We start from the raw sequence: 14,065 nt of genomic DNA, 5'->3' as shown, positions 1-14,065 counted from the left end.
GGTATGAGAAGAAATGAGCGAGAGTATATTCATGTACGTATCGGCGAAATAAAATTCGGTAAAGCTGGAGCTATCTTACAGGCTACTTTGGGTTCATGTTTAGGGATCGCTATCATCGATAAGGTTAAAAGAACATGTGGTCTAGCTCATTGTTTCTTGCCACAAGGAGAAGAATCATCTCCTGAACACCAGCCTGGAAAGTACGTTGTAGATGCAATTCCATACCTTTTAGATAAATTACATCTAAATGAAAGAGCTGAAACAGATTTTGATATCTATCTTGCGGGTGGTGGAAATATGATGGCCCAACTTAAACAAAGAAATGTCGATCATATTGGAAAGTTGAATAAGGCCAAGGCCCTCGAAGTATTAAAAGAAAGAAACCTTCCAATTCGAAAAATTATGGATGGGGAAGAGCTAGCCAGTAAAATTATAATTGATTGTGATAGCTTAGAAATAAAAATGATTCGTATTAACGAGAAGTTGGAAAAGAAGATATGAATGAATTAAAAGAAGTTGAAGTTTTAGATACAATTGAAAAATATGAATCAAATATATTTGCTTCATTTACTTTAATGGGTAATGAGTTTGTTCTTGATATTACCGCAGTTCAAGAAGTTGTCAATTATCCAGAGTCTCTATTTCCAATGCCTCTTGCTCCAGACTATCTAGAGGGGATATTTAACTTAAGAGGGATGATTATCCCGATTTTAAGCTTATCCAAGTTATTAAATCTTTCAGGTGATAATCAGCAAGACTTAACAGCTTCTAAAGTAGCAATTGTTAATGTCCACGGCATTAGTGTTGGAGTTTCTTTCGATTCGACAGGAGAGATCTTAAGAGCTGAGAAGTCAGAAATCAGTATGTTTGAAATTACTGATAGTAGTGATATTACTCAAGTTGTTAAAGGTGCAATTAAAAGAGATATGGGAAAGCGTATTTATCAAATTCTTGAACCATCTCAGATTATTAAGATTAGAAATTTGGCCAGACTTGGGAGCTACGATTCATTCAGACAAGAAGTAGATCGACGACTTAAGGTTCAAAGCCAACATAAAAAATGTATTTCATTTCGAGTTAATGAAGTTCCTTTGGCAATAGAAATTACTTCTATTAATGAAATTATCAATATGCAAGATATTGAACATTCGGCATTTGCATCGAAGCTCTGTTTAGGATTAGTAAATTTGAGAGGAACGACGATTCCTGTGTTAAGTTTTTCTCGCATTCTAGGTCTAGAGTCGACAGATAAAGAAGGAATTGATCAAAAAATCCTAATAATCAAAATCGATAGTGAATACTTTGGTCTTGTCGTTGATTCTCTTGATGCGATTACTTTCTATGATGATGAGGGAGTCATGCCTGTTCCTGTTTTTTCGTCAAAGCGCTCCAATATGTTTCTTGGGGGAATTGAGACTAGTGAAAATGGAATGACTTTCTTAATCGATCATATGGAAATTTTAAATAACAGTGAAATTAAAGAGATTACAAAAAGCCATTCTGAGATTTATAAGGCCTCACATGAGGAAGAAGAAATGAAGAAGGTTGAAATGAAGTTAGAATCATTTGTTACATTTGATTTTGGTTATCATTTCGGACTTGCCGTAAGTGAGGTGCGTGAAATTATTGAAAAACCACAAGATATTCTCACAACTCCAGGTGCTCCTTCACATGTTATTGGAGTCTATAACTTACGTGATCAACTAATTACTATTATTGATGCTCGTCGTATGTATGGAATTAAGGAAGATCGTGAAGAGCAGGTTAGTAAGTCTAAAAAGGTTATTATTTTAGAGGCCGATGAGAGAGGTGAGAATTACGCTCTTTTAGTAGATGAAATTGATAGTATTGTAAAAATCGATATGCTTAACAAAATGAAGATGCCAAGTATATTATCTAAAATCTCAGGTCAACTTGATCAGGATGTTTCTGAAATTATCCGTGATACTAACGGATCAGGTGTTGTGATTTTAAACCATGAAGCAATTATTAGAAGAATTGAAACATCTGTTTAGTAGCGTCTTTCAATAAGGAGTGAATTTCTAATATATGATGTGATAAGAATATCTAGTTCTCTATCAAGTTCAAAATTATGAAACTTATCTGGGCTAAACTCAAGATAGCTTCTTATCACTCCTCTCAAAGAGCTAATGATGATATCGATGGGGACTTCTGATTTAATCTCAGAGCTTTTATAAAAGTGATTCTCAATAAGGGTTTGAGTTTCACGAGTTACATATATGAATTTTTTCTCAACTTTAGGATGTCTTTTATAGAATAGGATAAGTTTCCTTAGCTCAAGATTTCGTCGATAATTATCTAAAACAAGCTTTAAAAATTTATGAAACTCTGCTTCAATATTCTCTCTTATTGAGTCGTCATTAAAGAAATTTCCATAGGTAAGAAGGTCTTGATCGAGCTGATTGTTGATTAGCTCAACAATGATTTCATCTTTATTTTTAAAGTGATTGTAGACACTTCCAATACTAACTCCGGCCATGCGTGCAATCTTATTTGTCGTTAACTTACATGCTGGGTTATGCTGCAAAAATAGGTCTGTAGCCTGTAGTATACAGTTATGGGTATTGGCCGTGCGAACTTGCTCATGCTTATATTGTGAATTTAGTCTATCTTCCATACTCGTCATAAGAGTATTCTACTTTATCTAAAACAATATTGAAATAAAAACCGTTTAGTGATTTTTAGTTTAGTTCAACTATGAACGCTTTAAGTACCACCAGAGAAGTCGATTTAGCGGCGCAAAAACTCCGTGGAGAAAGTTCAAACGATTTTCAACCCAAGATATTACCAAGCAGCCATCTTCACTTGTTGTCGATGGTTCATGAGTTTCAGATTCTTCAAATGTAGAGAAATCTCCAGTATCAAGCTTGTGGCCATCACTGCTATAGTAACCGTCAAGAACATAGCTATACTCTCTGCCATGGTGACCGTGTTTAGGAATTGTTTCCCCTGGCCCAAGGTAGATAAAGAATAGACCACCGGCCTTGCCTGAAGTAACTTGTGCAACGGCGCTATTTTGTCCGAACTCTTTCCAGTGAATTTCCTTATCGGAAATAAAAGAGAGAGTGTCTGGTAATGTGAAGACCTTATTGTGAAAGCTTATCTTCGAAGGCCCTGGTGCAGGTTTCTTAAGCTTCGGTTCAGAGGCTTCAATACTGTTAAATAAATTATTGAAAATGTCATCACTATCTTCTTGAGTTAATTTGACATGTGAACTTGAGTGAAAGAATTCATCTGCTTGTTTTTCAAGCTCAGAGGCTGCTTGCATACGACATGCTTCACATCCATTTAAATGAGTCTTTACTAGAAGACCTAGTCCGGCATCTAGTTCACCAGATTCATATTTTTTTATTAAATCAATGCCTGGATGATAAAGTTTTCTCACTTTTCCTCCAATATAATCTTTAAGTTTTTAATGGCCAAGCGAATACGGGACTTAACGGTTCCTAGAGGGAGCTTCTCTTGATCGGCATATTCTTTTTGCGTTAATCCTTGTTGGTAAACTCCATTAAGGACTTCCTGTTGTTCACTTGAAAGTTTAGTTATCATTTCTTTTGTATATGCTAGGTGATAGATATCTTCACTATTGTAGTCTTCATCTTCTTGCTGCAGAAGATGTTCATCATCAAAAATATCATCAGCACCAATAATACTTAAGGGGTCACGACTTTGTTTTCTGAGCATATCGTACTTTTGATTTCTCACAATCGCATAAACCCAAGTATTAATATTTCCTTTTTCATTATTGTAAAGTTGGGCATTCTTCCATATTTTAAGCATGACCTCTTGGGCCATGTCGGCAGCTTGCTCCTTAGAAAGTCCTCCCTTAATTCCATATCCAATTATTTTTGGATAATAGAAATCAAAAAGCTTTTTAAAAGCTTCCTTTGATTTCTCATTCGCAATTTGCATAAGCAAATGCTCTATATCGATAAGACTTAACTGCACTTTTTCTGCTCTCCCAATAATAGGAATTATTGTAGCATAATTTATGCACGTGTTACTTAGTAAGTCATTTGCTGCACTAAATGCCTTCATATTACTTGATACGTCAAACTCTCATATTTGGATCACAGCAAAAAAAAAATAATTATAAGTAGCTAATAATAGTGGCAGAAATGACTTTTTTTTTCAGGAAGTGATCCATTCTCTTTGATCCGCCGTACCTATAAGCATAAGACAAATAAAGGATCGACCGTGTTTGAACTAATCATGCTTATTCTATTTTTAGTGCTTCTATATTTCACGATAGGGTGGTTCATTTCTTTGAATATTAAAATATTCTCATATTTAGACTTTTACTGGAGCTCAAGTTTTCTGATCGTTGTTGGCACACTATTATTTTCTCGACCGCAATTAGCAGAATCGGCCAATGCTCTAATACTATGTCTACTTTATACATTTTGGTCTCTTCGCTTAAGTTCACATTTATTTCAAAGAATTAGAAAAACGGGGGAAGATAGCCGCTATTTAAATTTAAAGAAAAAGTGGAAGGTCATGTATGGTGTCTATCTCTATGGACTCTTTGTCGCAGAGGGCGTTTTAACAGTGATCTTATCGGCTCCTCTGTTTCTTTTAGGGCCAGGGGAGATTACAATTTTTAATCTTGTGGCAATACTTCTTTTTGCTGGCGCTCTTATTGGAGAGCTAATAGCAGATGGCCAACTAAAACGTTTTGTATCCAATAAGGATAATAAAGGTAAAGTTTGTGATATCGGATTATGGAAGTACTCTCGTCATCCGAATTACTTCTTTGAAACATTAATCTGGTTATCGTATGGGATTTATGGACTAGATCTGAGCCGCCCCATCTCTCTTGTCGGCTTCGTCCCATATATTATCATGCTCTACCTAATTACTTGTGTAACAGGGGTTCCTCCAGCGGAGGAGTCGTCATTAAAGACTAAAGGTGAACGTTATCGAGATTATCAATTAAGAACAAATCGCTTCTTAATATGGTTTCCAAAGAAAGTTGTAAAAGTAGCCTTAATCGTTTGTTTAATTGGAGGAGTTACAGTGAAGGAATTAAGAGCACAAGGTCTAAATACTCAAAATCAACAAGCACAGAGAATTGAAAAGGTATTTAATGAGCTAAGAGCAGATAATATTGATATTCTTGATGGCTTTTATGCCCAAAAAACTCTCTTCATTGACCCAATAGGAGAACATAGAGGGCTTAAAGAGGTAAAGGCTTACTATCAGGGAATTTATCAGGGAGTTGAAGACATTCGTTTCGAATTTTCTGAAATTATTTCAAATGGTAATCATCATGTTGCAGTTTGGAAGATGATTCTAACTACTCCTAATTTGAACTCTGGTAAACCAGTTATCTTACATGGAAACTCTGTTATTAAATTTAATGATGATGGACTAGTTAGTTATCATCGAGACTATTTTGATATGGGTGAATTTATCTATCAGCATATACCAGTACTAGGTTCACTTATAAAGTACATCAAAAATAGGCTAAAGGGGCAGTAATGAGAATTGCAATTATTGGCTCTGGTATTTCTGGGCTTACATGTGCCTATAAACTTTCGAAAAAGAACGATATAACGCTATTTGAGGCCAATGATTATCTTGGTGGTCACACTCATACACATGAAATTGATTATGAAGGAGAAGAGTTTAGAATAGATACCGGCTTTATTGTTTTTAATAAGAAGACTTATCCTAATTTCTTGCGCCTAATGGAAGAGCTTGATGTCGCTTATAAGCCTACAACCATGAGCTTTAGTGTTCATTGCGACAAGACTGGGCTGGAATATAATGGAACGACACTAAATACTTTATTTGCTCAAAGAAGAAATCTCTTTAGACCTTGGTTTTATTCGATGATTAATGGAATTATTGACTTTAATAAGAAGGCCAAGGAATTCTTGTCTAATGATTCTGGCGATATTTCCCTTTCTCATTTCTTTGAAACAAGAGGTGTAAAGAAGAGTGTCATTGAATATTATATCGTACCAATGATGGCCGCCGTGTGGTCGACTGACCCTATTGATGTTTGGCGCTTTCCTGCAAAATTTGTTTTACGTTTCTTTGAAAACCATGGTTTTTTAGAAGTTGATGATAGACCTCAATGGTATGTCATTGATGGTGGCTCAAATTCTTATATAAAGAAAATGCTGGCCCATTTTAAGGATTCAGTAAGGCTAAACACTCCAGTGAAAAGTATTACTCGTGAGCAAGGTCAAGTAATTATTGAAACCAATATAGGACGTGAAAGCTTCGATCAAGTTATCATTGCAACACATTCTGATACAGCATTAAAGTTATTAGCTGATCCTTCAGAGAAAGAAGCTGAGTTACTTTCTGCAATTCCTTATGTTGCGAATCCAACATTCTTGCATACTGACGACAGTTTTCTACCTAAGAGATCTCTTGCTGTAGCGGCATGGAACTATCAATTACCTGTTGAAAAGTCTGTTGGCTCCACTGTGACTTACAATATGAATATTCTACAAGGAATAAATTTTCATAAGAATTTCAATGTTACCTTAAATCCATATCGACCAATTAAGAATGAAGCAATTCTAAAAGAACTAAATTATATGCACCCCTTATTTACTCTCGACGGGATGAGGGCGCAGGCCAAATGGCACGAGATTAGTGGGCATAATCGCACACATTATTGTGGTGCCTATTGGAGAAATGGATTCCATGAAGATGGTGTCTTTAGTGCATTAAGAGTTATCGAGAAATTGGAGGAGTTATGAACTCATGTCTTTATCAAGGCAGTGTCGTGCATTCTCGCTCCTTACCAAAGAAACATTACTTTAAATATAATCTTTTTCTCGTTTATTTAGATCTAGATGAGATTGAAAATTTTTTTTCTATGTCACGCTTTTGGTCATATCTTAAACGTAACCTTTGCTATTTTAAAAGAAGTGACTATCACGGTGATACAAGTAAGGACCTTAAGGACGAAGTATTAAATACTGTTGCAAAACATCTAGGGCGCAACACTGATGGCCCAGTTAGAATGTTGACTAGCCTAAGGTACTTTGGCCATTGCTTTAATCCTGTAACATTCTACTACTGCTTTAATAAGAACAATGAGATTGAAGCGATCATGGCCGAGATTGAAAATACTCCATGGGGTGAAAGGTTTTGCTATGTTGTGGATGCAAGAAAAAGTCTTTCCGTAAATGACATTGAAGCTGCTTTCAAGAAAGAATTTCATGTCTCACCATTTTTTCCAATGTCTCTTGCATATCAGTGGAGTTTTTCTCTTCCTAGTGAAGTTTTGAAAATCAAAATGGATACATTTGATAAGGATGAAAGTGTTTTCTTCGCAAGCATGAATCTTAAGAAAGTACAGGCATCAAAAAAATCTCTCAATAGAATGTTACTAAAATTTCCATTTATGACAGTGAAGGTAGTTTTAGGAATATATTTTCAAGCATTCAAGTTGTGGGTAAAAGGAATTCCTTTTTATGATCACCCAAATCCAGATAGTCGAAGAAGTCTATTTTCACAAGCGAATATAAAGGAGTAGTTATGAAACCAGATATAAAAACAATAGAGAAATCACAATTGCTCAATAAGGATCAAAGGCCAGGTATTCTTCTTAGAACTCTTCGAGATGGGATTATAAAGAAATTGGCCTTACTAGAAAATGTTCGTCTAACGATATATGTTGGCGATGAAAAACATATCCTAGGTCGAGGAGAGCAACGAATTAGTGCTGAAATGATCATTCATGACCAAACTTTCTTCACAGATATTTTTATCAAAGGCTCAATTGGAGCAGCAGAATCCTATATCTTAAAGAAGTGGGATACACCGAATTTAAGTAATGTCATGAGAGCTTTTGCTATTAATAAGACACTTTTAAGTGAAATGGATGCAGGGTTTGTAAACCTTTTAAAGCCTGCTCGTTTTATTGAGTATTGGCAAAACAGAAATACAATTGATGGTTCAAAAAAGAATATTGAGGCCCATTATGATTTACCTGACGAATTATTTAAGCACTTTCTCGATGACTCGATGATGTATTCAAGTGCAATTTTTGCAAATGAAAATTCAACGCTAGAAGAGGCCCAGCAGTATAAGCTTAAAACTATCGGTGAAAGACTCAATATTAGAGCAGGTGATCATATTCTTGAAATTGGTACGGGTTGGGGTGCACTTGCCATTCATCTGGCCCAAGCATATGACTGCCATGTAACAACAACAACGATTTCGGAAAATCAATATATTGAAGCAGAAAGAAGGATTAAAGCAGCAGGTCTTGAGGATCGAATTACACTTTTAAAAAAGGATTATCGTCTCTTAGAAGGTAAGTATGATCGAGTTGTTTCTATTGAGATGATTGAAGCAGTTGGTGAGAAGTTCTTGAACACTTATATTCAAAAAATATCAGATGTATTAAAGGAAGATGGTCTTGCCCTTTTACAAATTATTACGATTAATGACCAAGAATATGATCGTGCAGTGAAAGAATTAGATTTTATTAAGAAATTTATTTTTCCTGGAAGCTTTATACCTTCAATTCATGCGGTCTTAGGTTCTGCAAAGAAAGTAACTGATTTACGTTTATACTCTCAAATTGACTTTGCTCAGGATTATGTACGAACACTTGAAGAATGGCAAAATCGTTTTAATCACGAAACTTATAAAATTCCAAAGCTCGGTGAGGATGAACAATTTAAAAGACTTTGGAACTTTTATTTTTCATATTGCATTGGCGGATTTAGTGAAAGGGCCATTGGTGTTTCTCACTTAGTATTTGGAAAACCACTATACAGATCTTAGGAGGATAAGATGTCTATATTAATGAATGCCGCAGAAAGAGGTTATATACCTGATCCATTAATTAGAATGGGGATTAGAAAGCTCATTAAGCAAAGAAAGGATGAGATTAATAAAAATTTAGAATTTCACAAGTCTGGAATTATAAATGACTTTAATAAATCACTAATTGCCGAGGACGTTGATAAAGCAAATGAACAACATTATGAGCTACCTCCTGAATTTTTTAAATTAGTTCTAGGTGCTAATCTTAAGTACTCAAGTGCATTATTTGATAATGGAATAACATCACTTGATGAGGCAGAGAGTGCGATGCTTGAAAAGTATTGTGAAAGAGCGCAAATTGTCGATGGAATGGACATTCTGGAGCTTGGTTGTGGGTGGGGTTCTCTGAGTCTTTTTCTTGCAAGAAAATTCCCAAACTCAAAAATTACAGCTATCTCAAATTCAAATGGACAAAGAGAGTTTATTGAAGAGCGTATTAAAGAGCGTTCATTAAATAATTTAGAGATTAAAACTTGCGACATAAATGATTTTAATATCGAAAATAAGTTTGATCGAATTGTCTCAATTGAAATGTTCGAACATATGAGAAATTATAATTCGTTATTTAAGAAAGTCGCGTCCTGGCTAAAAGATGACGGAAGATTATTTATCCATATCTTCTGTCATAAAGATGCTTCTTATTTCTTTGAAACACAAGGTGAAGACAATTGGATGGGCCGCTACTTCTTTACTGGTGGTGTTATGCCAAGTTTTGATCTTTTTGAAAAGGTTCAGGATAGCTTTAAATTAGTTGAAAAATGGAAAGTTAATGGCGCTAATTATCAAGAAACTTCTGAGCAGTGGTTTCTGAATATGGAAAAAAAGCGCAGTGAAATTATGAAAGTCATGGCCAATACATACGGTGAAGATCAGGCAAATATTTGGTTTCATCGTTGGAAAATTTTCTTTGCTTCATGCGCGGAGCTTTTTGGTTATGACAATGGTGAAGAGTGGTTTGTAGGACACTTCCTATTTGAAAAGAAGTAGTCGAATTCGACGGAGAAAGTAATGGTTTTTGCAATAAGCTTTTTAGTTATACATTGGTACTTATCGCTGTTTTGTCAGTCTTTCTATTTACATCGCTATATTTCGCATGGCCTTTGTAAGCTAACTCCTGCATGGGATAAGTTTTTCTTAATCTTGACGATTCTCTCGCAAGGTCCAAGCTTTCTTCGTCCACAGCATTACCGTACATTGCATTTAAATCATCACAAGCATTCAGATGAAGTTGGAGACCCGCATTCTCCTGTTGTTAGTAAAAATATTATCTCTATGATGTTACAAACTTATAGAGAGTACATGAGCGCAGAGACACAAGAAGAGAGGTATCCTAGTGTTGTTGCTATTGCCGATTCCGTATTCGTCAGGTTGCTCTTTGTCGTGTTATATGCGCTCATGTATTTATTATTCACTGATTCATATTGGTATCTATTACTCGTTCCTATCCATAGCTTTTTAGGTCCTGTTCATGGTGCTATTGTGAACTGGTGTGGTCATAAATATGGCTATCGTAATCATGATCTCGATGATCATTCAAAGAATACACTTATAATTGATTTTCTTATGATGGGGGAGCTGTATCAAAATAATCATCATGCAAACGAGCATAGCTTGAATTTTGCAGATAAGAAATTTGAGTTTGATTTCACTTTTATTGCTCTTAAGTTTTTGAAAAAGGCAAAGGTGGTGAGCTATGAATAGATTAATTAGTAAACTTTTATTGCTTGGAGTTCTTTCCTTGTATGCAAGTGCTGTCAGTAATGATTTACGCTTAGTTGGGAAAGGCGTACTTTCCTATTTTGTTTGGGATGTCTATGAGGTGTCTTATTTAACAAGTGTTGATAAAAAGGTAGAGCTAATAAAGATTAAGTATTTGCGAGACATTGATAAGTCTTTATCTCAAAAGGGGTGGAGAGAATCTTTAAAGAACTACAAAGATGTTGATAAGCAACTTAAGGATCTTGTCGAAAGTAGTGTCGATGTAACAGAAGGAGATATTATATCTATCTATAAGATTAATGGTGACGATGTAATTATTAAAAAAAATGAAAAAGTTATTCTAGAGAAAAAAGATGATAAGAAACTTTATTCATTGGCCCACGCTCCATGGATTGGTGAATATCCTGTGGATTCAGATTTAAAGAGAGACCTCCTAAAGTAATTATATCCAGGCCAAGGCACCTGCACTATAGTTACTCGTATTCTTCTGTGTTTCTCTATCTAGGTCTTTATTTACCTTCTCAACAGAGTCGTTCAATGCTTTTTGGATGAGGAGTTGTTCTTGTCTTGTAAATTCAAGTCGCTCTTTTACACCTATAATAAGATCTATTTTTCCCTTATTGATTTGAGATGGCATTTTAGTAGCTATCGTAAGGTTCTTAAGCTTTGAGTGAGGAATTTTTCCATCTCCAATACCTGTTAAAATCTTTCTAAGATGCTTTTCAACTAATTCACCGTGGACGGCCAAATTTGTACGTTCACTTTGTTTCACACCTGATGGAATAAAGCTTAGTCGATATTGCGATGGATTTTCTTGGGCAGAAAACCGACTAACAAGTGCAATCTCATCCTTAGCTGTTAGTTGTTTTGAAGGTATCATGACACAATCGTCACCACTGCAAGCGTCAAAATATTCAATTTGTCTTTCATCTAAGACATCTTTTACGATTTGGTTAAATTTAGTTTTAATCTGATCAAATGTAGCTGTAACCTGTTGTTCACCTGCTCTCGTTGCTTTAATGATATCACTAGGGGATTGATTTTCAGTTCTCAATATATCAAGTGCAACTTGACGTATATTTCTTGCACCCATTCCTGTGATATCACCTGACATGCCACCAAAACTTGCTGTGTTAAGGTTTGCGTTTACTCGTTGCTTTAACCAAAGTCCAGGAGTTAAAGAATCGAGATTTCTGATGTAATTCATAAGATCTTGGCCATCTTGGATTGATAGCTTGCTTCCAAAGCGACGATTGAGTTCATTTGCCAGTGTTTCGCCATGGCCATTTAGTGGACCAGTTATTTTTCTTGCAACCTCAAATACTTCAAGTGTTGGAATATAGTTTTGTGATTGCCCAACCTTCTCAATAAGTCCTACTCTAGATAGTGGATGGTTTGTATTGAGTTTAGTATTGTACTTAGTGATATTCTTAACTTCTTCCTCTATTGTGAATTTTACTTTTTGAAAATTTGCAATCTGTCCTGAACGATCTATTGAGCGACTTCTCTTTGCTGCCTGTCCTGCTTCGTCTGCAGTTTCTCCAATGCCGGCCTGAAACCAACCCCTTATGTTTTCATTTGCTGGTATTCCTTCCATTGTCTTTACCATGTTGGCAAATTCACTATTTGCTTCTTGGTAGACGCTATTTAATTCTTTAGTTAGTTGTGCTTTAATATCACTTGATAGTTCTTTTGGTGCAAATGCAAAACGCATCGACTTGAAGTCCGAATATACTTCAATATCAATATTTGGGTACTTCTTTAAAAGCTCATTTATTTTAGTTGCAACAATAGTTTTATGTGCATTTGTTAGAGCTGTGACAAGACTTTTATCTCCAATCGTATCATTAAGTCTTTTAAGTGCTGAATTTTCAATATCTAAATAGAGAGATGCATTTGTTGCGCTGGCATTTTTAATCCAACGTCCGTTCAGCTCTACTCCTGTAAGGACATAGTTTTCATACTTTGTGATAAAGTCTGTCTTAGATGTTATTTTATAACTTGGGTCATTAAATACAGACTGACGATAGAGGTCTCTTTTCCTTATTCCATTAAAGTCATAATCGATACCTGTGCCTGAAGGAGTGTAGCGAATTGCTTTTGTTGCAACTTTTACGCCGCTACCTACGAGTTCTCCTGTTACTGAAAGAGGGGCAAGTAGAAGGGTGAAATCTCTTTCAAATTTTCGATCTTCATATTGTCTGGCGGTTGTTAAACCTGAATTGAATGCTAATGCCGCATCTTCATAACGATTTTGCGCAATACTTATCCCAATCGTTTCGGAAGCAATACCAACTCCAATAATACATCCAACACCGGCCGTGAAGGCACAAATTCCACCGCCTATTAAGGCAGCACCAGCAAGAGCAAGGTCTGTTTTTATCTCATTGAAGTCTTCTTGATCCTTCAAGTCTTGCGAAATATCGCACAAAACTTTCGTCGCACCACGATTTTTTATAAATGAGTTTAGGATATTATCATTTCGAATTAACGTTACATCATCCTCTTTATCTTGTTGTGTAAGCTTATCAATTGATTGTTTCGTTTGCTCACTCAACTTTGAAATTACTTTTGTAACTTCATTAAGTATCTCTTTGTTGTCTTCGTTACCTCTAAGATCGATATGTGCGAGTATTGGGTTTTTTGCTAATTTTTCGTGATATTCACTTTTTAACTGATCACGGTACTTTGACATTTTATTTTTCACTGCTTTAGTGAGTTTATTTTGATGAAAGGACTCACAAGTGTATCGCCCCTTTGAGGGGATAAAGCGATATGAAGTAGGAGATATTTGTTCAATACACTTATTCTTATCAGCATTTTCGTTGAACCAGCTTTGTGTAAAGTGATATTTTATCGCGTTTGCTTCTTCTTCAATTTTTAATTTCTCGTCTTTAGTAAGAGATTTCAAATCTTTATTTTGAAACTTATGCTTTATTGAAGCATTATAAAGTGTTGGCATCATCCCTTGATAATTAGGTGGTGGAACCATCATGGACATGGTTGCTCTTAGTTTTGGAATTTCCGTTCTAATTGTCTTAAGTATTGTCTCTCTAATCTTAAGACATTCCGGACGAGAATTGTGTAAGCATTCTCTTAGTTTCTCTAAGTATGATTTGTTTCTCTTTAGCTCACTAATGGTATATTCTTTAAGTTCACTTAGAATGTTGTCTTCATAAATACTTCTTTCTATTGCACTTGCAGTCTTAGACAGTGAGGTTAAATTATCAAAGTAATTGATACGTCCATTTTCGCATCCAATATAGTATTCATCGTTATGATTATTTGAAGTGATTCTTTGGCAGGCCGCTATTTCATATTCTTGGTGAGACTCTATGGACGAGCTACTTTGCACTGAAGTATTTATTGTAATAATACCTGTAAATAGCAGTAAGAGCCTCATCCTCATGTCTATATTATCGACCATTTATGTTTTTTTTCTTAGCTTTATCTTAAGGTGAACAGGATGAAAAAATATGACTTTTAACATGTTTTTTGATTAGATATTATAACGTTTAGAAAT

13 protein-coding genes are annotated in these 14,065 nt (G+C 35.3%); 9 read left to right on the top strand and 4 right to left on the bottom strand.

Annotated elements, in window-relative coordinates; genetic code table 11:
- The first annotated feature begins 3 nt into the window (after window positions 1-3).
- Window positions 4-501 (top strand): chemotaxis protein CheD, encoded by a 498-nt coding sequence (locus ACMAYX_RS07325; protein ID WP_412470193.1) that lies wholly within the window; start codon window positions 4-6, stop codon window positions 499-501.
- Window positions 498-2,015 (top strand): chemotaxis protein CheW, encoded by a 1,518-nt coding sequence (locus ACMAYX_RS07320; RefSeq protein ID WP_103218219.1) that lies wholly within the window; start codon window positions 498-500, stop codon window positions 2,013-2,015. The genes ACMAYX_RS07325 and ACMAYX_RS07320 overlap by 4 nt, the downstream gene beginning before the upstream one ends.
- On the opposite strand, the gene ACMAYX_RS07315 is transcribed toward ACMAYX_RS07320, so the two are convergent.
- From ACMAYX_RS07315 to ACMAYX_RS07305, 3 genes are all read right to left on the bottom strand, one after another.
- Entirely contained in the window at window positions 2,012-2,638 is a 627-nt protein-coding gene (locus ACMAYX_RS07315) for a TetR/AcrR family transcriptional regulator (RefSeq protein WP_158246885.1), read from the bottom strand. The genes ACMAYX_RS07320 and ACMAYX_RS07315 overlap by 4 nt on opposite strands.
- A gap of 78 nt (window positions 2,639-2,716) precedes the next feature.
- Complete coding sequence (locus ACMAYX_RS07310) at window positions 2,717-3,406, bottom strand: cupin domain-containing protein (RefSeq protein WP_412471830.1); 690 nt, start codon at window positions 3,404-3,406, stop codon at window positions 2,717-2,719.
- A complete protein-coding gene (locus tag ACMAYX_RS07305) occupies window positions 3,403-3,933 on the bottom strand; it encodes a sigma-70 family RNA polymerase sigma factor (protein ID WP_158246884.1) in 531 nt (176 codons plus the stop codon). The genes ACMAYX_RS07310 and ACMAYX_RS07305 overlap by 4 nt, the downstream gene beginning before the upstream one ends.
- 354 nt (window positions 3,934-4,287) lie before the next feature.
- On the opposite strand from ACMAYX_RS07305, the gene ACMAYX_RS07300 reads away from it, so the two are divergent.
- The 7 genes from ACMAYX_RS07300 to ACMAYX_RS07270 are packed head-to-tail and all read left to right on the top strand — an operon-like array spanning window position 4,288 to window position 10,984.
- Window positions 4,288-5,502: a DUF1295 domain-containing protein gene (locus ACMAYX_RS07300; protein ID WP_412471831.1), complete on the top strand. Its 1,215-nt coding sequence runs from the start codon at window positions 4,288-4,290 to the stop codon at window positions 5,500-5,502.
- Complete coding sequence (locus ACMAYX_RS07295) at window positions 5,502-6,740, top strand: NAD(P)/FAD-dependent oxidoreductase (protein WP_412470189.1); 1,239 nt, start codon at window positions 5,502-5,504, stop codon at window positions 6,738-6,740. The genes ACMAYX_RS07300 and ACMAYX_RS07295 overlap by 1 nt, the downstream gene beginning before the upstream one ends.
- On the top strand, window positions 6,737-7,522 hold the full coding sequence (locus ACMAYX_RS07290) for a DUF1365 domain-containing protein (protein ID WP_103218213.1): 786 nt from the start codon (window positions 6,737-6,739) through the stop codon (window positions 7,520-7,522). Before ACMAYX_RS07295 ends, ACMAYX_RS07290 begins: the two co-directional genes overlap by 4 nt.
- Before the next feature lie 2 nt (window positions 7,523-7,524).
- Window positions 7,525-8,781, top strand: a complete 1,257-nt coding sequence (locus tag ACMAYX_RS07285) for an SAM-dependent methyltransferase (RefSeq protein WP_103218212.1) — start codon at window positions 7,525-7,527, stop codon at window positions 8,779-8,781.
- Between the two features lie 9 nt (window positions 8,782-8,790).
- A complete protein-coding gene (locus ACMAYX_RS07280) occupies window positions 8,791-9,810 on the top strand; it encodes an SAM-dependent methyltransferase (protein ID WP_103218211.1) in 1,020 nt (339 codons plus the stop codon).
- Between the two features lie 21 nt (window positions 9,811-9,831).
- The gene (locus ACMAYX_RS07275) at window positions 9,832-10,524 is read left to right on the top strand and encodes a fatty acid desaturase (RefSeq protein WP_412471832.1); all 693 of its coding nucleotides are present in this window, start codon (window positions 9,832-9,834) and stop codon (window positions 10,522-10,524) included.
- Window positions 10,517-10,984 carry a chalcone isomerase family protein gene (locus ACMAYX_RS07270; protein ID WP_392992712.1) on the top strand — a complete coding sequence of 156 codons (468 nt, stop codon included), beginning with the start codon at window positions 10,517-10,519 and terminating at the stop codon, window positions 10,982-10,984. Before ACMAYX_RS07275 ends, ACMAYX_RS07270 begins: the two co-directional genes overlap by 8 nt.
- Here ACMAYX_RS07270 and ACMAYX_RS07265 read toward each other — a convergent pair whose 3' ends face one another.
- On the bottom strand, window positions 10,985-13,969 hold the full coding sequence (locus ACMAYX_RS07265; RefSeq protein WP_412472268.1) for a hypothetical protein: 2,985 nt from the start codon (window positions 13,967-13,969) through the stop codon (window positions 10,985-10,987).
- Window positions 13,970-14,065 lie beyond the last annotated feature (96 nt).

The organism is Halobacteriovorax sp. RT-2-3, from assembly GCF_047085075.1.
In the GTDB taxonomy this organism is placed as follows: Bacteria; Bdellovibrionota; Bacteriovoracia; order Bacteriovoracales; family Bacteriovoracaceae; genus Halobacteriovorax_A.
This window is presented reverse-complemented; position numbering and strand designations above follow the sequence as displayed.

Bases quoted from the DNA above. Each gene is read 5' to 3' on its own strand.
- ACMAYX_RS07325 (WP_412470193.1), top strand. From the start codon at position 4: ATGAGAAGAAATGAGCGAGAGTATATTCATGTACGTATCGGCGAAATA.
- ACMAYX_RS07320 (WP_103218219.1), top strand. From the start codon at position 498: ATGAATGAATTAAAAGAAGTTGAAGTTTTAGATACAATTGAAAAATAT.
- ACMAYX_RS07315 (WP_158246885.1), bottom strand. From the start codon at position 2,638: ATGGAAGATAGACTAAATTCACAATATAAGCATGAGCAAGTTCGCACG.
- ACMAYX_RS07305 (WP_158246884.1), bottom strand. From the start codon at position 3,933: ATGCAAATTGCGAATGAGAAATCAAAGGAAGCTTTTAAAAAGCTTTTT.
- ACMAYX_RS07295 (WP_412470189.1), top strand. From the start codon at position 5,502: ATGAGAATTGCAATTATTGGCTCTGGTATTTCTGGGCTTACATGTGCC.
- ACMAYX_RS07290 (WP_103218213.1), top strand. From the start codon at position 6,737: ATGAACTCATGTCTTTATCAAGGCAGTGTCGTGCATTCTCGCTCCTTA.
- ACMAYX_RS07285 (WP_103218212.1), top strand. From the start codon at position 7,525: ATGAAACCAGATATAAAAACAATAGAGAAATCACAATTGCTCAATAAG.
- ACMAYX_RS07280 (WP_103218211.1), top strand. From the start codon at position 8,791: ATGTCTATATTAATGAATGCCGCAGAAAGAGGTTATATACCTGATCCA.
- ACMAYX_RS07275 (WP_412471832.1), top strand. From the start codon at position 9,832: ATGGTTTTTGCAATAAGCTTTTTAGTTATACATTGGTACTTATCGCTG.
- ACMAYX_RS07270 (WP_392992712.1), top strand. From the start codon at position 10,517: ATGAATAGATTAATTAGTAAACTTTTATTGCTTGGAGTTCTTTCCTTG.
- ACMAYX_RS07265 (WP_412472268.1), bottom strand. From the start codon at position 13,969: ATGGTCGATAATATAGACATGAGGATGAGGCTCTTACTGCTATTTACA.